We start from the raw sequence: 26,114 nt of genomic DNA, 5'->3' as shown, positions 1-26,114 counted from the left end.
GCATTTCACTGGCACGGTACCGGCCTGCTGTCTGCTGCCGTGGGAGCTTGCCTACAAGCGATATCATCGCCTACAAGGAGACAATCTACAGTTGTTGCGGTACCTCCCCATCGTCACCCTGATCCTGCCGCCCCGCTTCCCACGCCGAACGTAGCACCGAGTCCTCATAGGGGTTCGCCGCCCCCCACCAGTCGGTGAGCTGGCCGCGTTCATAGGCGACGTCCACAGTATCCTGTTCCGATGTCAGCGGCGCTCGCGAACGGGCCAGCCAGCGTGTGACCAGCCCTTTCACATCATTGGAGACCACCAACAGGCTGGGCACCAACAACAGGCTCACCAAGGTGGCAAACAGCACCCCAAACGCCAGTGATACCGCCATGGGGATCAGGAAGCGGGCTTGCACGCTGGTTTCCAGCATCAGCGGTGCGACACCGGCAAAAGTGGTAATGGACGTGAGCATCACTGGCCGCAGACGCCCGCTCACTCCCCCAATCACCGCATCGCGCAGTGCATACCCTTTTTCCTTGAGTTCATTAATGGCATCGAGCAATACCAGATTGTCATTCACCACCACCCCACTCACCGCGATGATCCCCACCAGTGACCACAGTGTCACGCTGTAGCCCAGCAAAAAATGCCCCATGAATGCCCCGACCAGACCAAACGGAATTGCGGCCATCACCAACAGGGGTTGGCCATAGCCCCCGAACAGAATGGTGAGCAGGAAAAAGATGGCCGCCAACGCAATCAAATAACTGATGGACAGATGTGACAGAAAATCCTTGATCGCCGCTTGCTTGCCCGCCACAGTCCAGCCGGCTTTATCGTCAGCCGCCATCATTGGATCCAGCAGTGATTGCCGCAGCTCGGCCATGACTAAAGCCGGAGACGTGGTGTGTTCATCCACAAAGGCACTCACCGTGGCACTGCGGCGCCCATCGTAATGGCTGATCATGGCCGGCGCCTGGCGGCGCGATAGTGAGGCTACAGCAGCGAGCACAGTCATTTCATCGTCCGCCAGTTGCACCGGCATCCGTTCCAAGTCGGTAATCTGACGGCTGTCGGCCTGGGCGAGACGCAACATCACCGGCACCTCCTGATCCTGTTCAAACCAGCGATCCAGCTCAATACCGTGGAACGCATTGCGAACCTGCGCGCCTACCTGCTCGGCCCGCAAACCGGCCCGCTCACCTTCATCGCGAAGCTTGATATCCACGATGGTGCGCTGCGCATGCAGGTTGTTGGCCACCTCGTGAACGCCCTCCATGCGCGTCAGTGCCAGCGCCGCCTGTTCACTCATGCGTTGGAGGGTGCCCAAGTCAGGGTGGAACAGATTGAGATGAATGTCCGGTTTCACCTGCATCAGGCTGGCATGGAACTTCACCGACAGCGCATCGGCAATGACACCGTGTTGATCACGCCATAAACGAGCGATTTCACGCGGCGGCAGGACACTGGTGTCGCCGCTGACCGCCAATGTCACCCGCACCCGATAACGGGCCCCCGGATCGCGGGCATTGGAGGTTTTCTGGCGCACCCCCTGCTCGGCAAACACCGCATCAATCTGAATCGGTGCATCGCTTTCATCGCCGCCCGACGCTTCCGCCAACTGCTGCGCCAGCCCATGGGCAGAATCTTCCAGCTCTCGCACTTCCCGGGCCAGGCGCGGATCACCGGTTCCCTGTGGGAACACCACTTCCGCCATTACCCGGTCTCCTTCCACCCGGGAAAAAAGCACCATGGTCAGCCAACCACTATTGACCAGCGCACAACAGAAAATGAACAAGCCCACGAACACCACCACCAACACATACCGCCAGTGCAGGCAGCCGCGCAGTATGGGCCGGGCTCGCCGGTCCAACCAACGCTCCAGGCCATCGTTGAGTCGCGTGGCCAGCTGTTCCGATTTCAGCCATAGCCCACGCGCCGGACGGTCGTGGCTCAAGTGGGCCGGCAAAATCCACAGGGACTCCACCAGCGACAGCAACAAGATGGTCATCGATACGATGGGGATGACCCGCATCAATGCCCCTTCCGGGCCAGGCAGGAACAGCAAGGGGGCAAAGGCAAAAAGCGTGGTCATTACCGCAAACAAAATCGGTTTCGCCACCCGTTGTGCCCCACTGATAGCGGCTTGCCTGCCGGTCAGCCCCTGGCGGCGCTGGTGGTCGATGCTTTCGCCCACGATCACCGCATCATCCACCACAATCCCCAGCACCAGAATAAACGCGAACAGGGAAATCGTGTTGAAGGACTCGCCAAGCAACGGCAGCATGGCGCAGGCGCCGAGCATGCACACGGGGATCCCCAGCGCGACCCAGCCCGCCAACCGCAGCGTCAGGAAGATGGCCAGCATAAATGTCAGCAGTACCAGGCCTTGCAAGGCATTACGCCAAAGCAGGTTCGAGCGCTCACTGAACTGGCGAGCATCGTCACTCCACACCTGCAAGCCAACACCGGGAGGCAGATCCGCCTTAGCCAGGTAGTCACGTACAGCCCCGGCCACATCCAGCACGTTCTGATCGCCAACCCGGTACACATCCAATGCCACCGCCGGTTTGCCATCCAGCCAGGCGGCCTGGGTGTCTCGGGAAAAACCGTCCTGCACCTGCGCCACATCGCCCAGGCTCAACAAGTCCCCCTGCTCCGACTGGCGGATCACCAGTTGCTCATACGCCCGGGCATCACCGGGTTGCTCGCCGGTCTGCAGCAGCCAGTCGCCCTTGTCGCTGCGCAACACACCGCCGGCGATGCGCTGCACACTCTGGCTGGCTGCAGCCGCAATACCATCCAGCGTCAGCTCGTAGCGATACAGGTCATCACGGGAGACCAGCACCGCCATTTCCCTTTCTGGCAGGTTTTCGATATCCACGCTGGAAATGGCATCGTGATTGAGCAGCTGGCGACGAACCCGGTTGCCCAGCTGATACAGGTCCGTGCGCGACAGCGAGCCACTGAGCAGCAACCGCACCACCCGATTGCGAACAATCAGTTCCTGTACACGGGGACTGGCCGCACCCTGGGGAAGATTTTCCAAGGCATCCAACCGTGTGCGTATTTGTTCGAGCACATCGCCGGTATCGTGACCTTCCAAGACATCCAGCTGTACTGTGCACAGACCTTCGCGAGACTCGCTGATCAGCTCGGTGCCACCCTCCACATCGTCAATCGCCGTCTCCACCGGTGTGCACACCAATGACTCCACCGTTTCCGGCGTGGCTTGCGGGTAGGCCACATAGATGCCGATCCGATCAAGCGGCACATTGGGGAGGGTTTCCTGTCGGGTATGGGGAATCGAAAACAAGCCTGCCAGCAGCAGGGTTATCATCAACAAATTGGCCACCGCCCCATTACTGGCAAACCAGGCAATGGAACGATTCATGGAGTCTCCACGCTACGATGGGCCAGCTCGGCCTGACGCGGTTGCGGTTTAATACGCATGCCTTCCAGCAATTGCAGGTCGCCGGCCAGCACCACCTCGGCCTCGCTGGTTACGCCATCATGAAGATAGAGGTTTTCGCTATCCTGATGGAGAACGGATACTGACTGACGACGCAAACGCTGTTCATCGTCCAGCACCCAAACAGCCTGATCCCCTGCCTGGGCAGAACGGGGTAACACGGCCACCGCCGAGGTAGCCGCACCATGCAGCTCCGCCTGCACCAGCACGCCAGGTTCCAACGGTAAGGCTTGGCCCGCATTGGAAACCTGCACAATCAGGTACATCATCTGGTTGCGGTTGAGGCCGCCTTCCCGGCGCACAACCTTGCCCTGCCAATGCCCGTCTCGGCCCGCAAAACGACCGCTAAGACGCACGCTGACAGCTTCAAGGGTCGTATCATCACCGGGCACAATACCCAGCAACGCCAGCCAGTCATCGCGTACCGGCAAACGAATTTCCACCTGGTCTTCCTGATACAGCTGGGCCAGCTTGCTGCCAGCCTGCACATGCTGCCCGGCCATCACCTGCACCGCTTTCAAGCGTCCACTGATGGGGGCCCGCAGTTCGGTTTGCTCTTGGTTACGCTGTGCCTGACGCAAGCCTGCCTGGGCAGCGCTGAGGCGACTTAGCGCTTCATCCAGTTGCGGCTCGAAACGTCCCAACGCCGAGGCGCGCCCAGAGGCACCTGACACTCGCGCTTTGGCTCGTGTTTCCGCCAAATGCAGGCGCGCCGCGTGTACATTGTTTTGCCGCGAGGTGACTTCCAGCGCAAAGGGCTCCGGGTCCAGCTGCAGTAACAGCTCCCCGGCATTCACGCGCCCGCCATCGGCAAATGCTGCTGACACCTGCTGGATTCGACCGGATACCTCAAGACTCAGCGGCAGTTCATGACGTGCCCTGACCTGCCCCTGACTCAACACCGGGATCACCACATCACGCCAGTCCACCTTTACGGTATCCAACGCCAGCACATTCACCTGGGCTTTGATTGGTGGCGCCGCCGGTGGTATCCGATAGAGAGACCAAACCGCCAGCGCCATCGCCACGATGGCAAGTATCGCCACCAATGCCCGCAAGCTAAAAAAACGAAAAACGGCAGGCCCGCTCATTCAGCCACTCCCAGTCCATTAACCCAGTGTTGCAAGCAGCGTTCAGCCTCGCTTTGCTGCGCCCCCAGGGAAGGATGGAGTTTCAACGCCAGACTCATGCATCCATTGACCACAATTACACCATTCGCCACCGGGTGGGTGGGGCTGCCCGGCCCGCAACAGGCAAACACGGTATCGTCGTTCATGCCCGCCGAGGCAAAGTTCATCTGCCATTCGCCCAGACTGGAAAACGACCCCAAATGCTGAGGGCCGTTCAACAATCTTTCGCACAACCAATTCACACCACGCTGGCCAATCCAGCGGCCAATGCGAGCAAGATGCCAATAGCGCCAATGCACATTCGCCTTGAGATGAGCACGGATGGAACGGTCGATACGCTCCGGCTTATCGTCCTCGGCAACCGTCATATAGAAAGCGCTGGATAGATTCATCTCCGGCTGGGGGCCCGCCAGGCTATTGCGCATGTTCACCGGGAAACACCAACTCCCTGGCTGACCTGTCTCTAACAGGGTCGCGGAGATAGACCGATGCAGAGCAAGTAACAAGAGGCTGTTCACCGACACTTTCTGCTCGGCAGCGCGCTGATAAAGCGCTTTCGTTTGCTCGAGGCTCAGCCACTGCACCACCGGCTCACGATGGTCTTTGCCAGAAATCGATTGCTGCCGCCACTGTGGCGTTGCCGCCTGACGTGATTCCGGCGACCCCTGCCAACGGCGCCAAAACCCGGGAGCCTTACGTTGACGGGATGACGCTGTTTGTGGCGACTGCATACCCAATTGGCGAGCCGATACTTGAATCCCAGCGGCGCCATCGTAATGCCGGTGACGCAGGGCCACGGTACGTCGATCGCCGCTGGCAGGATTGATGAACATGAACTCGATCCGGTCATCCACGCCCAAGCGAGCGCGGGCCCGGTACCACATACCGATATAATCCGTCGACGTTGCCATCACAGTCTGGCGATCTCCACGTACCATGGCCGATGGCTGTCCAGCTGCTCGCGGGGGTCGCCATCATAGCTCACCAAAAAATGTTCACTTAGCAGCAGTCGGCGTCGGTAACGGGCGGCAACGCGGGCCAATGGATCATTGGCGAAGAAGCCACATACCAGTGCGTCGTACTGGCCATGGAAATGGCTGACCGCATAATCCAGCAATAACTGCAGCCATTCCGGGTCGTCATTTTCCACCGCCACGCTGTGCAGCGTCAGGTAGGACAACACCCCCCCTGGTGGCGGCAGACGCATTCCGCCGCGCAACATGCTGTGGGAGTTATACAGGTGTCGCAACAACCCCATGCCGCGGCTATAGCCCAGCACCCGAGTCTGCTTGATGGCTTTCTGATCCCAAAAACCCACCACCCCCTTGAGCTCGTCGCCGATCCACAAACAAAGAAAGTTATTGGGTCCCAAGCCGTAGCAATAGTCGTCGCCTTGCAGACGATCCACATCCCAGCATGGGAAAAACTGTTTCTGTTGGCCGACTTTCTTTAGCAGTGCCGCAATGGCGGGGAGATCTTCCGCGCAGCTTTGACGTACCGACACTTCCGACGGCGGTTTTACCCGCCGGGAACGGGTATAGAGCATACTGGTTTCAATGGTTCCTGCCGGGTAATACACCGGCAAACCGGCACGGCCACTGGCCACCGTAGACAGAGAAGCGTCGTTGCCCCTGAGCACCGTGGTTTGCATCCATTCGCCTTCCGCCAGCTGCTTGCGCAGATGCCGAAACATGCGATGCAGAATCATGCCATTTCTGAATTCCGGCGCGATGCGCAGATCATGGGCATAACGAATGGGACGCACCTGGCCATTAATCCAGAGATTACGCCAACCCACGTTATAGACTGCCCCCACGGTTCCCTGGGCATCACGGGGTTCTGCCACCCATACATCAGGTTGCTCACAGGTTACCCGTGCGCCACGAAAATAATCCGGCTGACGTTCGAAATTCAGGGTAATCATCCCCTGCTGGGGTGTCCCCTGCAGCAACGACAAAATGGCATCATTGTCGGCGTCACAGGCAGGCCGAATCTGATAGCTCACAGCGCCGGTTCCCTGTCTGCTACCGCAGGGACTTTCGTCAATGCGGACAACCACGACGGCAATGGCCCAGGCCAGTATTGCAGGGACTCCATCTTGATATTGCCTTCGATCATGCCGCGCTCTCGGCACTGCTGCAGATAGCGCTCGCGCATGCCCGGATGCACAACACATCGCAGCGGCTCAAGCTGACCCAGATTGCGGGCCAGTTGGTAGTGGAAATGCTGTTGCAGCTGGTCTTCCACTTTTTCGGCAATCGTCCCAGGCCGGTCCGCCTGCCCTTCCAGCAACAATAGATAACCCGGTTTCCCCTGCCCGGCATCATCCACCGCCACAGTACACACCGGCGTTACCGCATCTGGTAGTGACAGCGACGCAATCGCGGTATCCAGTGCCGGAGCAGTGAGCTTCTCCCCCACAAGGTCAGTGGTGCCGGCACGCCCCAGGAAAGTCAGCACAGGCACCCCCTGGTTGAAACCATCCACTCGTACCAAGTCTTTCAGTCGGTAACGCAATAACCCGCTACCGGTGCTCAGCAAAGGCATTACCTCCTGGCCGATCTCCAACTCCCAAGGGGCATAGACACAACCGTCGTCCGGATTCTGGAATTCATACACATGGCTTTGGTAGGCAAGGGTGTGCCGGCCCTGATATGGGATCGTTACCACCCCTTCTGTGGCCCACAAGCCCTTACCCTGAAAGCTCGCCTGGGGAAGAAGCTCGTGGAGCTGTTTCGCCCACGGGCCGGAAGCGGCGGTGTCCCATGCACTGACCAACGCCAGCGATGGCCAAAGCGCCCGAAAGAAATCCGGGTTCAAGGCGCCATCCCATTCGCGCAGCATCGCCGCCGCCTTTGGCGACTTGGGGCAGCCGGGATTTTTCACCCCCGCCATGCGCTGCCCCCACTGGCCACTGGCAAGCACATCAGCCAGTTCTTCCCGCCAGCGCGCCATGTCTTTCAGCATTCCCAACCCAAAGGTAGGACTCCAGATAGACATCATCGAAAGCGATGGGTCCGCCGCCAGCCAGGCAAGGGTCGCAAACAGGGAATCATCGGAGGTTCGAGCCAAAGACACATTCTGCGGCACCGCTTGCGTCGCCCCTGCCAGTAGCCGTTTACCCAACGACATGAGCTGCAGATCATCGTTGATCTCCTCGCTCATACTTTCCCGCAATGAGGTGGGCACCCAGGACATGGACCAGTAATGGCGCCCTTTTAACAGGCGCGGAAATTGCCTGTAAAGGTCGACCACCCAAGGGCTAATCGCGTTATCCAGCTCCCCAAGAAACTGTTTGGTATAAGGGACCCATTTAATTGCCGACGTCGATCCGCTGGTTGGCTGGAAGCGACTAACCGGGGAGCGACTTAACCCCTGCTCGCCCAGAGTACGCTGCCCTTCAATGGCCTGACGCCAGTGATCGTAATCGGTCACCGGTTGCGTTGACGTAAATTTTTCCCAACTCATCCCTGCCAGCAAACCCGTCTGCTGGGCCATTGGCGTACCCGCCACCTGACTCAAAAGCCGGGACAGGTTTTCCCGCTGGACCTGTTGCAGGGACTGGCGCGAGGAGGCAAAGCGGCGTTCACCGGAACCGGTGGCCAGCTTCAATAATCGATGACCGAACATTAATACCCCATTGATCCTAGTTATTGGCCGCTATAGCAGGCACCGGCGTCCTTCGCTGCTTTCTTCGCAACTTACCCAGAAGCGCAAAAGGGTATTTAAAAATGAGGGCATAGCTGACTTCACCGATGCAGGGCAATTCCGTGCCCCGCTCCCAGGAGGGGTTTCGCTTCTCGAAAAAATGAATCTTGTCATTCTGGGCGCGCATTTCATCGGAAATAGTCGCCACATTGGATTTCAGGTGAGTATAACCCTCGCCAAAATCCAGAATGCGTTTATTTGAGCAATAATAGGGTTTGAAAAGCTGATCACAGTAGTTGTCTACCAGACCCTCAAGCCTTTCACAGTGGCTCGTGGAATTCGGGTAATAGTTATAAAAATTATTCGCCATCAATAAGTAGGTTTTGTAGCCCTTGGAGATTAACAACCAGAACATGGGCCGGAAGGGATGGCGCAACTTTTCACGAATAAGACGCAGGAAGAAAGCCACTTGAAGTGCTTTACTGCCCCAGTACTCCTGCTCAATGATCGTATCCCCGCTAAAAATCCCTTTGACGGTTTTGTTTCCTGCACGAAGGTCCAAGGTTTTCATGGTAGAGAAACCGACAATCCTTTTTGAGGCCCGATCCTCAACCAGCAACACCCCATTTTTTTCCGACAAGTCATCACAAAATAGTTCAAGACCAACATTGTCGTAGTACCCTGAATACACCTCATACATTCGCCGTATCATTGGTACTGATACTTTAGAGATAGGAACATAGCGCGCTTTCAATCTGTGACTCTTTTCCCTTTGCATTACGGCACCCCCTGTTTATTCTTGATGTGAAAGCCGGCGCAATCATGGCCAGCAATGCTCACTGGCTTAATAGTAAAAACGGCCATTTTTTTGTTAAAAATGGCAAAATCTTTTTTACTTATCGCTAAGGTGTTTTTTTTGTGAAATGCCTTTATGCAACTTTGAATCATTTGCCCTGTTGTTAATCGAAAATGAACCCATGAAAAACCAGGGACGAGCTTTAGACGTTCCTCTCGTTTCCTCTCATTACGGTCGACATTATTTACGATTCGTACAAACTCACGGAATAACTGGCACGTCAGTGCTCGAAAATTCCGGCCTTGATTTGAATACCGTGAACGATCCGGACACCCAAATGACCATTCGCCAGGTCTGTCACGTTCTGCGCAAGGGCAGCATTCTGCTAAACGATGTCACCGCGGGATTTCGATTTGGTCAGCAACTGGATCTTCACGGCCACGGCATTTTAGGGTTCGCCCTGCTGCGACAACATGACCCTCGAAAGCTGGCAAGAATGGTCGTCCAGTACCTTCGCGTGTCCATTCCTCTCATGGATATGGATATTCAGTTCACTGGCGACATCATTACTATCGGTCTGAGTGACGCTTGGGATTACGCAGAACTAAGACCGACCATTATCAGCATCTACATGGGCAGCATTTATTCACTGGGCACGCAAATTTGCCGGGATTTCACCTTTGAATGTGATTTCCCTTGCCCGGACAAATCACTCAGCTGGAACAAGCTAGCTGACAATGTGGCCATTCATTTCAATCGCCCGACTAACCGAATTGTCATGTCGATCTCGCCGCATCAGCCCAGAATCGATGATGCCAGCATGGCCAACTTTCTCGCCACCGCCCGCTCCCGAAAACAGCTGGATACAAACGACAGCCTGCGAGTAGTCAACCTGGTCAGGCAGTCGATCCTCAATGACCCTGGGCGCAACAGCTCTTTGGAAATCATCGCTGAGAAGCTGGACATGAGCCCCCGCTCATTACGCCGGCATCTATCCGTGGCTGGAACCGCGTTCAGTGGTATTCGCAACAAGGTGCGGGAAACCTTTGCCACCCGATACCTGAAAGAAACCTGCATGTCCCTGGAAAAAATTGCCAGCCTGCTTGGTTACAGCGATCCATCCAGCTTCAGCAAGGCCTACCGAAACTGGACCGGGCGCAACCCGGGAGACGTTCGTCGCCAACATCGCGCCTGACTCAAGCCCTGATTGACCCGAACGCCTTTAAGCACGACATTAAAGGCATTGCGCTCTCGCACGACGTCCCTAGTATCGAAATGACTGCCCATCAGCAGAGATACCAGCAATAACAAACAGGAACCCACTGATGAAGAAGCTGTTTACCGCCGTTCTGGCCATTTGTGCTTTATCTGTGCCGTTTACCACACAGGCAGAGACCATTAAACGCAAAATCTGCGTATTCGATATTGTCGGTAATGTAGGCCCGGTAATGGGCGCCATGAAGGACTGGAAAGCCGCCGCGCTGGATTGGGGCCTGGAAACCGAGCTGGTGCCCTACACCAACGAAGCCATTGCTGCTGAAGATTTGAAGGCCGGTGTATGTGATGCTTCATTGATTACCGGCATCCGCGGCCGGGCATTCAACAAGTACGCCGGCACCGTCGATTCTATTGGCGCCATCCCTTCCATGGATCACATGAAAGTAGTTTTACAGGTTCTCTCCCATCCCCAGAGCGCAGACAAACTGTCACAGGGTTCGTATCAGATCATGGGGATTGCACCCGCCGGTGCTGCGTATGTGTTCGTGAACGACCGCCAGGTCAACTCACTGGCCAAGGCCGCCGGCAAGAAGGTCGCCGTGCTGGAATATGATGAAACCCAGGCCAAACTGGTTTCCCAGGTCGGTGCCACACCCGTTGCTTCGGACATCACCAATTTTTCCACCAAATTCAACAATGGCGTAGTGGACGTGATTGCCGCGCCACTGATCGCCTACAACGCGCTGGAGCTGTACAAGGGCCTGAGCCCTGACGGTGGCATCATCAACTATCCGCTGGCCCAACTGACCATTCAGCTGATCGCCAAAAAAGACAGGTTCCCTGCGGACATGGCGCAAAAATCCCGGGAGTATTTCTACAAAAACCTGCACCGCATTACCGATCAACTGGACAAAGAAGCCGAGCAGGTAGCCGAACACTGGTGGGTAGAAATTCCCGACGCAGACAAGGCCGAGTACGAAGTGATGATGCAGGAAGCCCGCAATCAGCTCCGCGATGAAGGCTACTACGACCAGAACATGCTGACCCTGCTGCGCAAGGTTCGCTGCAAGATGGAACCGGCACGGGCGGAGTGCACTTAAAGGGAGACGCACCACGCTGCATGCATCACGCAAGGCACGCTTAACAACAAAGAGGCCGCGCCCAAACTCATGGACGCGGCCTCTTGCGTTTCAGATTGCGACACTCTCGGTCCGCGCTGTTGCGTGCAGCATGAAGCGTGTCGCGTCTCTTAAAGTCCCATCTGTTTGGCAATCACCTCATTCATGATTTCATGGGTGCCGCCGCCGATGGAGAGAATGCGGTTGTCGCGGTACAGGCGTTCGACAATCGTGCCGCGCATGTAACCGCTGCCGCCGAAGAGCTGCACCGCATCATAGGTCACCCGATCGGCACAGCGAGTGGCCACATTCTTCGCCATGGACACATCCAGCACGCAGTTTTCACCGGCCGCGATCTGAGCCGCCACCCGGTAGGTAAACTCGGTGCTGGCTTTTACGTCCGTGGCCATTTCCGCCAGCTTGTGGCGAGTGACTTGGAACCCGGCAAGGGGGCGGCCAAAGGCTTCCCTCTCCTTCACATATTTCATGGCTTCATCCAGCGCCAACTGAGCGGTGCTGTTAGCTGTCACAGCCAGGATCAAACGCTCCATCTGGAAGTTACTCATGATGCAGTAGAAGCCACCATTTTCTGGTCCAATCAGGTTTTCCGCCGGCACTCGGCAATCTTCGAAGAACAGCTCAGCGGTATCCGACGCCCACCAACCCATTTTTTTCAACTTGCGGCCCACCGTAAAGCCTGGTGTGCCCTTCTCGATCAGCAGCAAACTGATACCGCCGTACCCCTTATCCCCGGTGCGCACCGCCACGGTGTAATAGTCCGCACGCACACCACTGGTGATAAAGGTCTTGGCACCGTTCACCACATAATGGTCGCCCTCTCGCACCGCACGAGTTTGCAGGTTCGCCACGTCAGAGCCGCCATTGGGCTCAGTGATCGCCAGAGCGGAGATTTTGTCACCATTGATCACCTCGGGAATAACCCGCTGTTTCATGACATCACTGCCCCACTTCCAGACCGGCGGCAGCCCAATATCCAGTGAGCCCAGGCTTGCGCAAAGCCCGCCCGACGAGCAGCGCACCAGCTCTTCGCAGGCGGCAATCTTCATAAAGACATCTTCGCCCGTCCCGCCAAATTCTTCCGGGGCGTTGATGCCAAGAATGCCCGCATTCGCCGCCGTCTTGTACAACTCGCGGGGAAACTCCCCGGCCTCTTCCCAATCATCCACCGCCGGGAGAATTTCTCGTTCGACGAATTTTCGGACGGTATCGCGCACCATCTGGTGGGTTTCATTGAAATAGTTCAGGGCGCTCACAGGGCCTCCTTTCGTTCGTTAATTGCGCTCAACCTAGCGCTTGCTTGGTTGATAACATAGCATGAATTCACAGCAGGCTTCACGCGACACGCACAAAACGAAAAATACGGAAAGATGACTCGTCAAAGCAAAAAGGTGAAACGGCCAATCCGGCGGCCAGACAGCGGGTTGGCCGGAGAACCGGGGGAAGGGTTCTCCTGAAGAAACGGCGTCGTTAGAGAGTTATCGTGTCGTGCGACACTTCGACCTTGCTGCACTCATTCGAACGGTCGGCGCCCCTTGAGCGCCTGGGCCAGGGTGGCACCATCCACGAATTCCAGCTCACCGCCCATGGGCACACCCTGGGCGATACGGCTAACCCCGACCCCGGCATCTTGCGCCAGATCCAGCACATAATGTGCGGTCGCTTCGCCTTCCACAGTGGTGCCGGTGGCCAGAATTAACTCGCTGATCTGCCCTTCATTAAGGCGTTGCTCAAGCACATCCAGCCCCAACTCACGGGGTCCCACGCCATCCAGTGGCGAAAGCTCCCCCATCAGCACGAAGTACTGACCCCGGTATTCGCCGGACTGCTCAAACGCCAGCACATCCCCGGGGGTCGCAACGATGCAAACCAGTGAGGCATCGCGACGCGGATCATCGCAGACAGGGCAAAGTTCTGCTTCAGCATAGTTCCGGCACCGCTGGCAATGCTGCACGCCGTCCATGGCAGCATGGAGCGCATCGCCCAACCGGCGACCCGATTCGCGCCCGCGGTCCAGCAGCGCATAGGCCATGCGCTGGGCAGAACGGGGGCCCACTCCGGGCAGACAGGTAAAAGCATTAATCAGCTGGTCGACCAGCGGTGCGTGTTTCACAGTCTCAGTATCTCGTCGCTGGCTTACGGCTTGAAACCTGGCGGAAAGGGAAAGCCCCCCGCCATGTTCTGCATATTATCCTGCTGCTGTTTTTCCACCCGGCGCACCGCATCATTCACGGCGGCAGCCAGCAGGTCTTCCAGCAGTTCCTTGTCTTCACTCATCAGGCTGGTATCAATATCCACGCCTTTCACATCGTGCCGACCATTCATGGTGACTTTCACCAGGCCCGCCCCAGACTCGCCAACCACTTCCGTATTGGCCGCCTCGTCCTGCATTTTCTTCATTTTCTCCTGCATGGCCTGGGCCTGCTGCATGAGATTGTTAATATCAAAATCCATTGTTTGCTCCACTAACAACGCATCAGGCTGCACGCTTCACGCAACACGGTAAAAAGACAAAAGCGGTTTACCGTGTTGCCTGTTGCATGCCGCGTGCAGCGTTTATTATTCCACTATCTCTTTGGGGGTGACGCTCTCTTCGTCCAATCGCCCCGCAAAGGTTGTGACCAACTGCTGCACCACCGGGTCGGCGTGCAGGGTGTCCTTGGCCTGGACCAACAGTTCCTGCCGGCGGGCTTCGGCCATCAGCTCCGGGGTCGCCCCCGGCTGCTGTTCAAATTCCACCTGAACCTGAATCCGACGCTGGAAGTAATTACCCAGCGCACCGCTCAACTCCTCCAACCGCTCCCGGTTAACCAACACTTGATGCCCGGGGCTGATCCGCAACGTCCAGACACTTTCCTCTCGGCTGATCAGCACCGCATTGCGAGCGATATTGCGCACCGTGCCATCCACATCCAGGCGCAGCAGCAGCGCTGCCCACCAAGTGGCCACTTCCGCCTCATCCGTCGGCTCCGCCAGCGGTGCCAGACTTTCTTCCGGCTCAGGCTCTGGTTCCGGAACAGGTTCTGACTCACTCTGCGGCTGCACAGCAGCCACTGGCGATGTCTCGGCAGCGGGCTCAGTTTGCCGCGCGTCCACCTGGGCCAACGCAGCAGAGGCCGAAGGGGCTGACGAAGAGGATGCCGGGCTCTCATCCCAGGGCGGAGGATCATCCGTAGGCGCAGGAGCTGCCGCCGCCTCAACGGGGGCCACTTGCGTGGCTGGCACGGGCGCAGCCGGGGCCTGCTCAGGGGCCGAAGCCACAGCGGGGGTAGACGCAACAGGAGCAGGCGGAGGCGCAGCGGCAGGCGTACTGTTCAGCAGCGCACGCAAATCCGGCTTACCGCCGGGCTCTGCCGACGGCGCAGCCGCTTCAGGCTTTTTTGCGGAGGGGCTGTCCCCCTGCACCAGCACGCCCTTGGGCGTAAACAACACCATTCGCAGCAGCAGCATTTCCAACGCGGCACGGCTATCCGGTGCATCCTGCAGATCACGGCGGCCACGCAGGGCCACGTCGTAATACAGCTGAATTTGTTCTGCGGTCAGTGCCGCGGCCAACTGTTGCTGGGTCTCGTCATAACTGCCGGGCACCGCTTGGCACACCGCCAACTGATGAAGCTGGCTGATCAATTCATCCAACAGCGCCAGTTCGCCGGGGCAATGCTCACTGACCGCCGCCAGCGCCTGCAGCACGCCGCCGGGCTCCTGTTCCGCCAGCGCCACCAGCAAGGTCAGCACGTGGTTACGATCCACCGTGCCCAGCATGGCATTCACCGCCTCGCTGCTAAGCTGCTCACTACCGAAGGCAATCGCCTGGTCCGTCAGGCTCAACGCATCGCGCATGGAGCCCTGAGCCGCTTTGCCCAACGACAGCAGCGCCGGGTCTTCGTAGCGGATCATTTCCTTGTCGAGCAGGGCTTTCAGGTGCCCGGCGATCTGCTCAGCGGGCAACGCCTTGAGGCTGAACTGCAAACAACGGGACAGCACGGTCACCGGCAGTTTTTGCGGATCGGTGGTGGCCAGCAGGAATTTCACATGGGGAGGCGGCTCTTCCAGGGTTTTCAGCAACGCATTAAAGGAATGCGCCGAGAGCATGTGCACCTCATCGATCAGGTACACCTTGTAGCGACCCCGGGTCGGTGCGTACTGCACGTTGTCGAGCAGTTCGCGGGTGTCTTCCACCTTGGTGCGGCTGGCCGCATCCACTTCGATCAAATCCACGAAGCGGCCGTCGGTAATTTCCTGACAGGTAGGGCAAACACCACACGGGCGAGCACTGACGCCCTGCTCACAGTTCAGGCAACGAGACAGAATACGGGCAATGGTGGTTTTCCCCACCCCGCGCGTCCCGGTGAACAGGTAAGCATGGTGCAGTCGATCCTGATCCAGGGCATGCATCAGGGCCCGCGAAACGTGCTCCTGCCCCACCAGTTCATCGAAGGTGCGAGGGCGGTATTTACGGGCAAGAACCTGATAACTCATAGCACTCCAGCGGCAATCATGGCCACCAATACAAAAGGTTTGGAATCAGAGCGCTTATGCTATCGAAGTTCCCGAAGGGAGGACAGTGCGAGAAGCGTGTTACGTGAAAGCGGGAGAGGTGTAGCGAGGAGAAGTTAGAGCGGTCTTCCCGCCAGCCGCACCCCGGCACACAAGTCCACTGCTACCGTTGCTCCCTTCCGGGCCTGGCGGGGTTCGCAGTTTATCGTTGCGGGGGGACCGACGGGTCGACCATAACGCGCTTCGGGCATGGCAGCCGCGAAACGAGCGCGCATTGTGGCGAATGCCTCACGCTATTGCAAGAGGACCGCAGGGCCTGGGCAATCAGCTGGCTAAACCTTGAACAGACTGGCCCCAAACAGGCCGCAGGGCTACACTCAAAGTAACTGGGCAGGGGCGTGCAAACGCCCTGCCCGGCCTATCAGCGGACAGGGAGGCAGCATGGACAATCATCCCGTTATTCGCATTGCCATTAATGGTTTCGGCCGCATAGGCCGTTGCCTGGTTCGGGCCCTGAGCGAGCATCCGGCACGGGATCGCTTTGAGCTGGTCGCCATCAATGACCTGGCCGATTTCAACGTACTTGCCCATCTGCTGGCGTTCGACACCACCCACGGCCGCTGGCCTTATTCTGTCCATTATGACGGCGACGCTATGGAGATTGATGGCCGCCGGGTGCCCTGCTTCGCCACCGCCGACCTGAATCAATTGCCCTGGGCTGAACAGGGCGTGGATCTGGTGCTGGAATGCAGCGGGCGCTACAAACAGCGTGCTCAGCTCCAGGGCCATTTGGACGCCGGCGCCCGCCGCGTGCTGGTGAGTTACCCGGTAGACGATGCCGACGCCATGGTGGTGTACGGCGTCAATCACGGCCTGCTTGACGATAACCAGCAGATAGTCTCCAACGCCTCCTGCACCACCAACTGCCTGGCGCCACTAGTGGATGTGCTCGACCGCGCCTTTACCGTCAAACAGGGGTTGATGACGACGATCCACAGCTACACCAACGACCAGAACTTGGTGGACAAGGCCCACGGGGATTTACTGCGGGCCCGTGCCGCCGCCGTCAACATGATTCCTACCGGCACAGGGGCCGCAAAGGCGGTAGGCAAAGTGCTTCCGCATCTGGCCGGGCGACTGGACGGTATGGCAGTGCGCGTCCCCACGCTGAATGTGTCGCTGGTAGATGTGACGCTACTGCTGGAGCAGCCCGCCACAGTGGAGGCCGTCCATGAGAGCCTGAGCAATGCGGCCCATGGAGACTTGCAGGGGGTGTTGGCGATGAATCATCTGGCCCTGGTGTCCAGCGACTTCAACCATCTGCCCTACTCCTGCGTGGTGGATACCAACCACACACGAATACTGGGCCCACAACTGAAGCTGCTGGCCTGGTACGACAACGAATGGGGCTTCAGCCACCGCATGCTGGATGTGGCAGCGCATTGGATGGAAGAGCTGGCGCCTGACGCCTGACAGTGTAAAGGCCACTGTTCGCGTCAAGCGCCTTGGCGGTTATTGCTTTGTCCGGCGCCGACCATCACGCGTCCTGCCTCTGGCCTGCGGCGCTCAGTCAATCAAATGGGCTGAAATGCTCTTCCCGGCCGGCTTCTTGCGCTTCGTGACGGTGGCCATTCATGACTTTTTCCACCTTGGTGGCCTGCAGGTCGTCATCCGCATCCACCATCATCAGGTAATCGCCCTGCTCCACGCGGTCCAGATACGGAGACAGGTGATGGTTGGTAGACGAAACACCACGCAGGCCGCCCAGCCAGGCGCCGAAACAGGTGCCGAACAAGGTCATACCAATGATGGCGCCGCTATCCAGGTTGGTTCCCCAGGGGTCGGCACCTGCCAGCAAAAAGCCACCGAACAAGCCCGCGGCCATACCGATAATGGCGCCGAGAAAGCCCGAATGCATGATATCGGTTTCTTCCCAGGTGGTGGTGCCGTGCACATGGGCCTGGGCGATGGCCATGGTGTCGGTACCCATGACATGCAGGCGGTTTTCACCGATCCCTGCCTGGCGCAGTTCCCCGGTGATGCCCTGAACGGACGCGAGTGATTTGGTGAAATAGTAGAGTCGTTTCATTGCTGCCTCTCCCTGTGGCAAACAAATGGCGAACAATCGGTCGCTGAGTGCGTGTAGTACGCGAACCGTACGTGCGCCAATCTTCCTGACCGGCCGTGTTTCTAAAGACTGCTCACCGCCGTGATCAGATCCTTTTGTGATGACAACGCCAGCCGGTTGTTCCATCCCGCCATATTGCGTCGCCCTTGTCTTTGCCACCTCCGAAACTAACAAAAAGGGGCCATACCGGCCCCTTTACTGTGTCACAAAAACCGCGTCACAAACTGTGAGCGATTAATTACTTTTTGTAGGTGTCGGCGCGCCGTCAACCGGGATCACACGGGGCTTTTTCTCTTCCGGCACCACGCGGCTCAATGTCACGGTGAGCAGGCCATCCTCCAGGCCCGCCGATTCCACTTCCACGTGGTCGGCCAGCTTAAAAGTGCGCTCAAAAGCGCGGCGAGCAATACCCCGGTGCAACCAGGTACGCTCATTGTCACCTTCGGCTTTCAGGTTGCCGCGAATGCGCAATTCATTTTCCTGCACAGTGATATCCAGATCGCTGCGCGCAAAGCCGGCCATGGCCATGACAATCCGGTAGCGGCCATCACTTTCACGGATGATGTCGTATGGGGGGTAGCCATTCGACTGGTCCGCACGCAACGCTGCGTCCAGCAGTTCATCGAAACGATCGAAACCCACAGAATGGCGAAACAACGGGGCAAGGGAAAATCCGGTATTCATCACATTATCCTCATTCCAATCTCACCAGCAGACCCCGCAGGCATCCGCTGGAAAACGGTTTAAAAACGTTGCTGTGACGCAGAGCCGCAGGCAGTTATAAGACTGCCTGCAGACTCCAACCGGCCAGTTGTCACTGGATAAGAAAATGGGGGTCTGCAAACCGCTTTCAAGGGGCGGGACGCATTTTTACTGTGGCAGCCTGGGGGGAGAGCGTGAAAGGCTCAGGAGCCCCGGTCGCCATTGTGGTTGCGGTCACGGAAAGGGTCGTGCTTTTTCCCTCAAACATGACCGGCACTCGCACACAAACCCGCTCCCCGGCAGTCACTGGCCAGGCCGGGCTTTTACCGCTCTGCCATTGTTCGCTGTTGCCAGAACAGTCGCGATCCATCAGCAGGCTGCGCACCGCAGGGTGGCCACTGGCGAACTGCACCTGCCCGGTCAGGCTGGCACGGTATTCAAAGCGCAGCACCGTGGTGCTGCCCGCCTCCAAAAGCTGATCGTTGGGCCCCTGCCAAACAGGGTCAGACACCACCCCCAGTAACAGCGGCCCGGAATGTTGATCCGGCACTGCACGCAGCCCCCAGCGCAGTGTTTCAGCGTGATGCTCGCCTGCCTGGCCATTAAGGCGTGGCAATTGCGGGGCGTGCCAACGTTCGGGCAGGGGCAGAGTCAGGATCAGCGACTGCCCCTGACTGCGCGCTTCGGAAAGCCGGAACTGGAAGTCTCCCCCTTCAGCCGTGGCGATGCTGCCGGGCCCACTACCGACGCCCGCCAGACTCACAGGCCAGCCGATCAAACGGCGCTCACCCGGATCCGGTTGACCATTAAATGCCAGAGCGGGCTGCCCCGCGCCATTGTCCTCAAAGATTTGCCCGGTGATCCAGTGGCCCGCCGGCCGGCAGCGATAACCTGACGCCACACCCGCTACGGGCAACACGTCAAATCCCGACCTGACGCCATCGCGGGCGGCCAATCGCTGACCTGCACCGCCGTCGCCACCGAGTCCGCCGCCGGCGCCACCGATTTGCTCAATCCTTGCCGGCATATTTGTTGCATTGGGCGTATCCAGCCAGAGCGTTCCGCCAGCCCCTCCGCCACCGCCAATAGCTTCAGCTCCGCTTGTGTCTGTGATCGCCTCGCCCGGCAAACCGCGCATATCCAGCAGGCCATCCCCCACCACCCGCGCAGCCCGAATCACCAGCAGGCCGCCACCCTGGCCACCGTTGCCTCCCTGACCACTGCGCCGGGCAGCCGCCCCGCCACCGCCGCCGAGTATCCAGCCCGTTTGTGCCTGATGGCCGCCCTCACCGCCACCTTGCGCCGGGGCGCCGCGTTCACCGGCAGAACCATTGCCACCGCCACCGCCATTACCCAGTTGTCGGTGGACCAGATCCAGCCCGTTGCCCCCGCCGCCGGCATTGGCAGGCGCGCCCTTCGCCATGTCGCCTCGGGGGTAACCGATTTCCGCAGCGGGCCGTAACATCAAAGGGGTGCCTGCTATGCCTTCCCCCTTACTGCCATGGTGGCCATAGCCCACCGCCTGATCATCCGTACTGGGCGTTGCGTAGCGCCAGTCATCGGGCCGCCCCAGTGCTCCCTGCAACGACACCGCCAGCGCCCCGCGAAAGCCCGCCCCGCGCACCGACAGCGTGTGGCCATTGAGATCCAGCTGGCGACGCACATCTACCGCCAACACGCCACCGGTTGTCCCATCCCAAGGTAAGGCGGCGATATCCTGCTCTAAGGTCAAGCTGTCGAATTGTGGCACCCGCACCAGCTGCCATCGCCGGCGGCCCTGCTCATCGGTCGCCGTGGCATTCTCATAATGGTGAAGCAGCCCGCCCCCTGGCCCCGCACCGAAAATGCGCACTCTGGCGCCGTCCACTCGTTCGATACGCACCCATTCCTGAGCCCACGAGGCTGGCGCATCGGTACGCACCTGGCCGTAGGCGGGAGCATTGGCGGTATTGATGGGAGTGCCCTGGACTTGCATTAACAGGGCGAGGTCGCCGGACTGAAGATCAGCCCGACCACGGGAGTGGGTCAGCGTCAGAAAACGGGTGCCCGGGAGCAGCGCCTGGCTGTCCGGGCCGGAGAAATAACCATTGAGCAGACTACCGGCTACCATGGTGCCATCACGGCCCGATTCGGCACACAGCGCCGCTGCTACCGGATGCGGCAGTAGCAGGCAGGCCAGTATTAACGCGGCGGATCGAGCCAATCGGCGGTAGTGTTGTTGCAACGGAACCATCCGGCAATACTGTAGCGTTCCCGGGTAGCTGCCAAGACTTCGTGGGGGATTTTCTCACTGAGAAAAGCCACCAGCGTGCCCGCACGGGGTTCCACCTCCGTGGCTACACAGGTCGCATCCGCTTCCGGCCAAATACGCAGGCGCCCGCCCCACTCGCTTTGCCAGTTATCGTTAAGATAGAGCACCACTGACAGTAAGCGGCCGTTGTTGCCATTAAAGGCATCCACATGGCGTTGATAGAAATCCCCCGGCCCGTAAATGGCAAAATGGGATTCCAGCTCGAACAGGCCCATGAACAGCTCGCGATTGACTGCCAAACGCAGGTTTTCCAGCCCTTCAAACAACTGGCACTGCGCCAGCGAGTCGCCTTTCAGCCAGCAGGTGCGATCACTGCGAACGCGGGTATCTTTCTGGTGTTCCTGACGACGGCCAATGCCGGCCAGACGAAATTCACCGTGCTGGTCCTTGTAGCGTGCCTCCTCGCGCAAGGCTCGCACCAGCGCAGCCGGAAAGTATCCCGGCGCCACCGCGAAACCCTGCCGGGCCAAACCGTCAACCAGACCATCGAGTGGGCTGCCGCCCACACCGCCAAACAGATCCGCATTGTCATGCACGGCCGTGCCCTCTCGCGATTAGTGCAACGCCCCACCGGCGTCGGAATCAAAGTCGTCTGGCCATAACAGCCAGCCTTCCTCCTGGCACTCATCCAGCAACTGCGAGGTGGCATCCACCGTCGCCTGCACGAAATAGATGAACTGCTCGAAGGTTACCCCATTACGCCCCAGCAACAGGTCGCACACTACCAGGCGGGGCAGGGAGTCATCGTTCACATCCAAAAACAGCTTCACTGACGGATATGTCATATTCAGTCGGCTCAGTTCCGCCTGCACCGCAAACAGCGTTGCCGGGCGCACTTCCAGTTCACTGGTCAGCAAGATACCGTCGTCTTCCACAAACAACCGCGCATCCACCACCCCTTCACGGCCCTGCAATTCAGACAGGTGCAGCGCATGACAGTCCTCACAGATATAGTGCTGGATATTGGCCTGCTGCAACCAGCGTTTTACCTGGTCCGCATCCGCGTTCACGACGCCTAACATGACATTCTCCTCAGACCCGCTATCACGCAGGTTTCTTGCCGGCCGCGAATCATCTGCCATTCGCTGGAAAAAAGAAATAGCCACCCGACCGACACTTGGGGTCTTTCATCCCCGAATATCCACTGGGTAAGATGGGGCTTTCGTGCCCGATTGCCTGACAGGACTCAAAGAATGACAACTCCCCATGTGGCCTTCCGCTCCAGTAACAGCCTTCATCAGCGTACCGACGGCTTTATCCAGCGCATGAACGATGGTGCCAAGCGCCCGGAACCCAAGGAAATCGAGGCCATCATGGCCCAATTTATTGAAGAATCACTGGCCGCCTTAATCACCCGTGCGGCACAGGCCGCAGACCTGAGCCCCGGCATGTTCAAAGTGGTCAACATGACCTGCAACACCATCAGCAAGACCACCCACCTGGTGATCGGCCGCAGTGCAAAAAAAATGGACCTGACACAGAACCAGGCCGCCGCCGACTATATGGATCAGGTACGCCAGCCCGCCGCCGACGGTGATCACTGGTATGTGGCTTTCCCGGTCAGCGAGGCTCTCTGCGCCCAGTGCAAGGACGTCACCCGATTGTGCCAGGAGGGAGAAGCAGACAAGGCCCGCCGGGAACTGGCTGCCTACCTGCTCACGCTCACCGATGAAGCGATCGACTGGTACTTCCAGCGGCCCATGGCTCTGCTCGGATTCGGCCCGGTACTGCGCAAAGTCGCCAGCGTGGGCGTGGAAACCACCCGCAAGGCCAGCCGGAGCCTGATCAACAATCTGATCCCCAAGCTGGGGCCGGAGCAGCTGCTCGCCTCGGCGCAATATCAAGAAAGCATGTTGCTATCCTTTGCCCCTCGCACCCGCTGAGCCCCTGACGTTGCACTGACATGGAAGTGCAACGTCGTTTTCCTTTATCCGCTACACGGCCTACACAGTGCATCTCTTTTGATAACAAATACTTACACTTGCCGAGTCTTGTAGGGTAACTTCACCAAGTTTTTACAAAACTACTTATTCAACGGATTGCGCAGCAACTACACAGCTCTCTACTATCAAATTGGAATTACATCACAAAAAAACGAGGAGTGAGCCGTGTCTTTGCGCCATGCCATACTTGTCCTGTTACAAGACCAGGAAGCCAGCGGTTACGACCTCGCTCGCGAATTTGCCAACAGTATCGGGCTGGTATGGAACGCCACCCACCAACAGATTTATCTGGAGCTGGGGAAGCTCAACGATCAAAGCATGGTGAAATATCGCCATATCCCCCAAGACGGCAAACCGGACAAGAAACTGTACCGGATCACGGATGAAGGACGCGACGAGTTGATTCGCTGGCTACGCAAGCCTGCTGCACCCCCGCGCATCCGCGATGCCTTCATGGTCAAGATTGCTGGCGGGGATCTGTCCGACAGCGCGTCCATACTGCGCGAGCTGGACGACCAGGCCGACCTGCGCCGTGAACGGCTGAATACCTTCGAATCGCTAGCCAGCAAACTGGATGACACCAGCCAGGATCGTGACCTCTTTACCTACCTCACCCTGCGCCGAGGCATTCTTGACCAGCAAGCCTGGCTGCACTGGGCTGACGAGGTTCGCAGCGCCCTGAAAAAGCGTGAAGAACGGCCAGTATCGGTGCCTACATCGGTGTAATGACCCACAACGCAACAGACACCCTGATCCGCCAGCTCGACTGGCTGGTTCAGGCCCCTGCCCTGTTGCCCTGCTCCCCCTTTCAGGATGCCGGACACCTGCTGCAGCGAGAGCGGCAAGCAGATCCGGCATTGCTTTATCGCGCCGCCACCCAATTACAGACTCGCTCCGCCCCGCGCCGCCTGGGGCTAATTTTCGAGACGTGGGTCGCTGCGCTGGTGGATGCCAGCCCGGGCCTGGAACGTATTACCAGCAACCTGCCCATTCGCGAAGGCGGCCGCACCCTGGGCGAGCTGGATATGCTGGTGCGTGACCGGCTGAGCGGCGAACTGTGGCATTGGGAGTTGGCGCTCAAGTTCTACCTGGCCACCGCCGAGCAGTGGTACGGCCCCAATCGCCACGACACCCTGGCCCGCAAGGCCCACCATCTCTACCAGCAGCAACTGCCTCGCTCACAATCAGATGTTGCCCGCACCCAGCTGGCCGAACAGGGCTGGGAGGTGCACGGGCAAGCCCTGCTGACCCGTGGCAGGCTCTTCTATCATCGCGCCACCCCACCCGGCGATGTGAAACCAGGCCACGGGCACGAACGGGGGTGGTGGCGCACCACCGACGAGCTGGAGGACGGCCCTTGGTCAATCATTGAGCGCCCGTTCTGGCCCACGCCGTTTATGTCAGACAAAGGTACCCATTTCGTTGATCGCGCCACCGTGATTGACTATGTTGAAGGCCATTCACGCCCTCTCATGGTCACGGGTCCACACCATGACCAACCGGGTTTCATTGTTCCTGTCAGCTGGCCAACCCCATGAAATTTCAACAACAACCGCCGGCACTGGTGGATAACCAGGGTCAGGTCGCTTTCGGTGTGTTCCCGCAAACCGTAGCGAGCATTAACGGCCGCGAAGCCGATTACCGCACCCCCATGGGCAAGTCCGCCTCCGCCTTCGCCCGGCACTTTCATTACAAGCAGTTCCAGTATTTCGGGATTATCAGTGATGAACTTCTGGCCGGTTGCGCCTTTGCCCATACCGGCTACTTGGGCATGGCTTTTTTCTATTTGTTTGAGCCTCAAACCGGCGCCCTGCACGAATACACCTGGCGCTCGCCACTGGGCAAGGACCTGCGAATGTCCGCGTCACCGCAACATGGCGAAAGCGTATTCCGGCAAAAAAACGTGGATATCCGGCTGGGCTATCAGCAGGACGACCGGGGAGCATTGAGCAAAAGCCTGTCGATAAAACTGGATGAGCTGACACTGAATGCCCACATGGACGAAGGCCCGGCGTACCAGCCCATGTCCCTGTGCACCCGCACCGGTATTAATGGCTGGGTCTATGCCAACAAAGTGGCGGGGAAAGCCGTCACCGGTTCACTGCAGCGCCAGGGCAAGCACACCGACCTAAGCGCCCTCAACGCCAACGGGCACCATGATTTTTCTGCCGGTTATATGCGCCGCGAAACCTTCTGGAACTGGGCCTGCCTGTCCACCCGGGTTGGCGATACCCGGGTCGGGCTCAATCTATCCTGTGGTGTCAATGAGACAACCTTTTCCGAGAACTGCCTGTGGATCGATGATGTCATGGTCCCCACCGGCGGTGTGTTATTTGATTACAACCGTGACGAGCTGATGCAACCCTGGACAATTCGCAGCCTGTGCGGCCGGGTACACCTTCAGTTCACCCCCAATGGAAACCACAAAGAGCGCCTTAACCTGGGGCTCTTTGCCAGCAACTTCAATCAGCTGTTTGGCCACTTCGATGGCGAGCTCCGCCTGGATGACGGGCGCCGCCTGCCTATCGAACGCCACTACGGTTTTGTCGAGGAGCAGTACGCAAAATGGTAGATCAAAAACGCGATTCCAGCGCAGACACCGGCCAGCCCCCCGTACCGGAAAAGTTTAACGAAAAAATCCGCCGGGGCTACTTCTGGGTAGTGCAATACTGGCGCGAACTGTTCAATTTCAAGTTCGATAAATACATGATTATCCAGGTCATGCCGGGAGTTTACGGCATTGCACTGACCGCCATCGCCATCGGCCTACTGTATCTGTGCGTGGAAGCCTTTATGGCGTCGACTTGGCGCGGTATTTTTTACTTTTTCTTTGCCGCCCCACTGACCTTTCTGTTCGCAGCATCGATCCTGAGGGCACTACTGGAGTTCTACATGGTGGTGTTCAAAATCTCTGAGCATGTAGATGAATTGGTGGGCTTACGTGACACAGTAGATCGCTTGTCCGGCATCAGCGACAGCGTGGACGAAATGGTAGCTGTGACCCGGCGAATTCCTTTCTGGCGCGCTCTTTCAGGCGGCAGCCCCCCTCGCGCGCAAAGAAAAAAACCGGAAAAACACAATAAAAGCGACAATAAATAAAACACCGATAATGGCGGCAACTTAGCCGCCATTATCCACTCATCGT

The 26,114-nt window shown here is 58.5% G+C and carries 23 protein-coding genes and 1 other RNA gene; 8 read left to right on the top strand and 16 right to left on the bottom strand.

What is annotated here, in order from left to right; genetic code table 11:
- Positions 1-85: 85 nt before the first annotated feature.
- From ABNH18_RS15805 to ABNH18_RS15780, 6 genes are read right to left on the bottom strand one after another with little or no spacing between them, the layout of a single operon-like run.
- Positions 86-3,382: an efflux RND transporter permease subunit gene (locus tag ABNH18_RS15805; RefSeq protein WP_349383753.1), complete on the bottom strand. Its 3,297-nt coding sequence runs from the start codon at positions 3,380-3,382 to the stop codon at positions 86-88.
- Positions 3,379-4,551, bottom strand: coding sequence for an efflux RND transporter periplasmic adaptor subunit (locus tag ABNH18_RS15800; RefSeq protein ID WP_349383752.1), 1,173 nt, complete (start codon positions 4,549-4,551; stop codon positions 3,379-3,381). Before ABNH18_RS15800 ends, ABNH18_RS15805 begins: the two co-directional genes overlap by 4 nt.
- Positions 4,548-5,501 carry a hypothetical protein gene (locus tag ABNH18_RS15795; protein WP_349383751.1) on the bottom strand — a complete coding sequence of 318 codons (954 nt, stop codon included), beginning with the start codon at positions 5,499-5,501 and terminating at the stop codon, positions 4,548-4,550. The genes ABNH18_RS15800 and ABNH18_RS15795 overlap by 4 nt, the downstream gene beginning before the upstream one ends.
- Complete coding sequence (locus ABNH18_RS15790) at positions 5,501-6,595, bottom strand: GNAT family N-acetyltransferase (RefSeq protein WP_349383750.1); 1,095 nt, start codon at positions 6,593-6,595, stop codon at positions 5,501-5,503. Before ABNH18_RS15790 ends, ABNH18_RS15795 begins: the two co-directional genes overlap by 1 nt.
- Positions 6,592-8,220: a GH3 family acyl-acid amido synthetase gene (locus tag ABNH18_RS15785; RefSeq protein ID WP_349383749.1), complete on the bottom strand. Its 1,629-nt coding sequence runs from the start codon at positions 8,218-8,220 to the stop codon at positions 6,592-6,594. Before ABNH18_RS15785 ends, ABNH18_RS15790 begins: the two co-directional genes overlap by 4 nt.
- A gap of 16 nt (positions 8,221-8,236) precedes the next feature.
- On the bottom strand, positions 8,237-8,992 hold the full coding sequence (locus ABNH18_RS15780) for a hypothetical protein (RefSeq protein ID WP_349383748.1): 756 nt from the start codon (positions 8,990-8,992) through the stop codon (positions 8,237-8,239).
- 169 nt (positions 8,993-9,161) lie between these two features.
- On the opposite strand from ABNH18_RS15780, the gene ABNH18_RS15775 reads away from it, so the two are divergent.
- Together ABNH18_RS15775 and ABNH18_RS15770 are read left to right on the top strand one after the other, a co-directional pair.
- A complete protein-coding gene (locus ABNH18_RS15775; protein WP_349383747.1) occupies positions 9,162-10,229 on the top strand; it encodes a helix-turn-helix domain-containing protein in 1,068 nt (355 codons plus the stop codon).
- Positions 10,230-10,359: 130 nt separating this feature from the next.
- A complete protein-coding gene (locus ABNH18_RS15770; RefSeq protein WP_349383746.1) occupies positions 10,360-11,352 on the top strand; it encodes a putative solute-binding protein in 993 nt (330 codons plus the stop codon).
- A gap of 149 nt (positions 11,353-11,501) precedes the next feature.
- On the opposite strand, the gene ABNH18_RS15765 is transcribed toward ABNH18_RS15770, so the two are convergent.
- The 5 genes from ABNH18_RS15765 to ffs form a co-directional block, all read right to left on the bottom strand.
- The gene (locus ABNH18_RS15765; protein WP_349383745.1) at positions 11,502-12,644 is read right to left on the bottom strand and encodes an acyl-CoA dehydrogenase family protein; all 1,143 of its coding nucleotides are present in this window, start codon (positions 12,642-12,644) and stop codon (positions 11,502-11,504) included.
- 257 nt (positions 12,645-12,901) lie between these two features.
- Complete coding sequence (recR, locus tag ABNH18_RS15760; RefSeq protein ID WP_290494209.1) at positions 12,902-13,501, bottom strand: recombination mediator RecR; 600 nt, start codon at positions 13,499-13,501, stop codon at positions 12,902-12,904.
- A gap of 23 nt (positions 13,502-13,524) precedes the next feature.
- On the bottom strand, positions 13,525-13,842 hold the full coding sequence (locus tag ABNH18_RS15755) for a YbaB/EbfC family nucleoid-associated protein (protein ID WP_349383744.1): 318 nt from the start codon (positions 13,840-13,842) through the stop codon (positions 13,525-13,527).
- A gap of 105 nt (positions 13,843-13,947) precedes the next feature.
- Positions 13,948-15,867, bottom strand: a complete 1,920-nt coding sequence (dnaX, locus tag ABNH18_RS15750; protein ID WP_349383743.1) for a DNA polymerase III subunit gamma/tau — start codon at positions 15,865-15,867, stop codon at positions 13,948-13,950.
- A gap of 146 nt (positions 15,868-16,013) precedes the next feature.
- Positions 16,014-16,110, bottom strand: an RNA gene (gene ffs / locus ABNH18_RS15745) — signal recognition particle sRNA small type.
- Between the two features lie 216 nt (positions 16,111-16,326).
- Here ffs and gap point away from each other — a divergent pair.
- Positions 16,327-17,358, top strand: a complete 1,032-nt coding sequence (gene gap / locus ABNH18_RS15740; protein WP_349383742.1) for a type I glyceraldehyde-3-phosphate dehydrogenase — start codon at positions 16,327-16,329, stop codon at positions 17,356-17,358.
- A gap of 97 nt (positions 17,359-17,455) precedes the next feature.
- On the opposite strand, the gene ABNH18_RS15735 is transcribed toward gap, so the two are convergent.
- From ABNH18_RS15735 to ABNH18_RS15715, 5 genes are all read right to left on the bottom strand, one after another.
- Positions 17,456-17,974: a hypothetical protein gene (locus tag ABNH18_RS15735; RefSeq protein ID WP_349383741.1), complete on the bottom strand. Its 519-nt coding sequence runs from the start codon at positions 17,972-17,974 to the stop codon at positions 17,456-17,458.
- Positions 17,975-18,247: 273 nt separating this feature from the next.
- Positions 18,248-18,697 (bottom strand): Hsp20 family protein, encoded by a 450-nt coding sequence (locus tag ABNH18_RS15730; protein WP_349383740.1) that lies wholly within the window; start codon positions 18,695-18,697, stop codon positions 18,248-18,250.
- Between the two features lie 166 nt (positions 18,698-18,863).
- The gene (locus ABNH18_RS15725) at positions 18,864-20,948 is read right to left on the bottom strand and encodes a hypothetical protein (protein WP_349383739.1); all 2,085 of its coding nucleotides are present in this window, start codon (positions 20,946-20,948) and stop codon (positions 18,864-18,866) included.
- The gene (locus tag ABNH18_RS15720; RefSeq protein WP_349383738.1) at positions 20,897-21,562 is read right to left on the bottom strand and encodes a 2OG-Fe(II) oxygenase; all 666 of its coding nucleotides are present in this window, start codon (positions 21,560-21,562) and stop codon (positions 20,897-20,899) included. The genes ABNH18_RS15725 and ABNH18_RS15720 overlap by 52 nt, the downstream gene beginning before the upstream one ends.
- Positions 21,563-21,580: 18 nt before the next feature.
- Positions 21,581-22,048 (bottom strand): YbjN domain-containing protein, encoded by a 468-nt coding sequence (locus ABNH18_RS15715; RefSeq protein WP_349383737.1) that lies wholly within the window; start codon positions 22,046-22,048, stop codon positions 21,581-21,583.
- 171 nt (positions 22,049-22,219) lie between these two features.
- On the opposite strand from ABNH18_RS15715, the gene ABNH18_RS15710 reads away from it, so the two are divergent.
- The 5 genes from ABNH18_RS15710 to ABNH18_RS15690 all read left to right on the top strand — a co-directional run bounded on the left by ABNH18_RS15710 (position 22,220) and on the right by ABNH18_RS15690 (position 26,068).
- Complete coding sequence (locus tag ABNH18_RS15710; protein ID WP_349383736.1) at positions 22,220-22,909, top strand: hypothetical protein; 690 nt, start codon at positions 22,220-22,222, stop codon at positions 22,907-22,909.
- Positions 22,910-23,134: 225 nt separating this feature from the next.
- Positions 23,135-23,695 carry a PadR family transcriptional regulator gene (locus ABNH18_RS15705; RefSeq protein ID WP_349383735.1) on the top strand — a complete coding sequence of 187 codons (561 nt, stop codon included), beginning with the start codon at positions 23,135-23,137 and terminating at the stop codon, positions 23,693-23,695.
- Positions 23,695-24,507 carry a DUF1853 family protein gene (locus ABNH18_RS15700; protein ID WP_349383734.1) on the top strand — a complete coding sequence of 271 codons (813 nt, stop codon included), beginning with the start codon at positions 23,695-23,697 and terminating at the stop codon, positions 24,505-24,507. The genes ABNH18_RS15705 and ABNH18_RS15700 overlap by 1 nt, the downstream gene beginning before the upstream one ends.
- The gene (locus ABNH18_RS15695) at positions 24,504-25,541 is read left to right on the top strand and encodes a DUF2804 domain-containing protein (protein ID WP_349383733.1); all 1,038 of its coding nucleotides are present in this window, start codon (positions 24,504-24,506) and stop codon (positions 25,539-25,541) included. Before ABNH18_RS15700 ends, ABNH18_RS15695 begins: the two co-directional genes overlap by 4 nt.
- Positions 25,535-26,068: a DUF4282 domain-containing protein gene (locus tag ABNH18_RS15690; protein ID WP_349383732.1), complete on the top strand. Its 534-nt coding sequence runs from the start codon at positions 25,535-25,537 to the stop codon at positions 26,066-26,068. Before ABNH18_RS15695 ends, ABNH18_RS15690 begins: the two co-directional genes overlap by 7 nt.
- The last annotated feature ends 46 nt before the right edge of the window (positions 26,069-26,114 follow it).

Source organism: Alcanivorax sp. (assembly GCF_040118815.1).
In the GTDB taxonomy this organism is placed as follows: Bacteria; Pseudomonadota; Gammaproteobacteria; order Pseudomonadales; family Alcanivoracaceae; genus Alcanivorax.
This window is presented reverse-complemented; position numbering and strand designations above follow the sequence as displayed.

Excerpts from the sequence above, each read along its gene's own strand:
- ABNH18_RS15785 (WP_349383749.1), bottom strand. The coding sequence starts at position 8,220 with ATGTTCGGTCATCGATTATTGAAGCTGGCCACCGGTTCCGGTGAACGC.
- dnaX (WP_349383743.1), bottom strand. The coding sequence starts at position 15,867 with ATGAGTTATCAGGTTCTTGCCCGTAAATACCGCCCTCGCACCTTCGAT.
- ABNH18_RS15800 (WP_349383752.1), bottom strand. The coding sequence starts at position 4,551 with ATGAGCGGGCCTGCCGTTTTTCGTTTTTTTAGCTTGCGGGCATTGGTG.
- ABNH18_RS15805 (WP_349383753.1), bottom strand. The coding sequence starts at position 3,382 with ATGAATCGTTCCATTGCCTGGTTTGCCAGTAATGGGGCGGTGGCCAAT.
- ABNH18_RS15700 (WP_349383734.1), top strand. The coding sequence starts at position 23,695 with ATGACCCACAACGCAACAGACACCCTGATCCGCCAGCTCGACTGGCTG.
- ABNH18_RS15690 (WP_349383732.1), top strand. The coding sequence starts at position 25,535 with ATGGTAGATCAAAAACGCGATTCCAGCGCAGACACCGGCCAGCCCCCC.
- gap (WP_349383742.1), top strand. The coding sequence starts at position 16,327 with ATGGACAATCATCCCGTTATTCGCATTGCCATTAATGGTTTCGGCCGC.
- ABNH18_RS15735 (WP_349383741.1), bottom strand. The coding sequence starts at position 17,974 with ATGAAACGACTCTACTATTTCACCAAATCACTCGCGTCCGTTCAGGGC.
- ABNH18_RS15770 (WP_349383746.1), top strand. The coding sequence starts at position 10,360 with ATGAAGAAGCTGTTTACCGCCGTTCTGGCCATTTGTGCTTTATCTGTG.
- ABNH18_RS15775 (WP_349383747.1), top strand. The coding sequence starts at position 9,162 with ATGCCTTTATGCAACTTTGAATCATTTGCCCTGTTGTTAATCGAAAAT.
- ABNH18_RS15715 (WP_349383737.1), bottom strand. The coding sequence starts at position 22,048 with ATGTTAGGCGTCGTGAACGCGGATGCGGACCAGGTAAAACGCTGGTTG.
- ABNH18_RS15725 (WP_349383739.1), bottom strand. The coding sequence starts at position 20,948 with ATGGTTCCGTTGCAACAACACTACCGCCGATTGGCTCGATCCGCCGCG.
- ABNH18_RS15795 (WP_349383751.1), bottom strand. The coding sequence starts at position 5,501 with ATGGCAACGTCGACGGATTATATCGGTATGTGGTACCGGGCCCGCGCT.
- ABNH18_RS15710 (WP_349383736.1), top strand. The coding sequence starts at position 22,220 with ATGACAACTCCCCATGTGGCCTTCCGCTCCAGTAACAGCCTTCATCAG.
- ABNH18_RS15730 (WP_349383740.1), bottom strand. The coding sequence starts at position 18,697 with ATGAATACCGGATTTTCCCTTGCCCCGTTGTTTCGCCATTCTGTGGGT.
- ABNH18_RS15755 (WP_349383744.1), bottom strand. The coding sequence starts at position 13,842 with ATGGATTTTGATATTAACAATCTCATGCAGCAGGCCCAGGCCATGCAG.
- ABNH18_RS15695 (WP_349383733.1), top strand. The coding sequence starts at position 24,504 with ATGAAATTTCAACAACAACCGCCGGCACTGGTGGATAACCAGGGTCAG.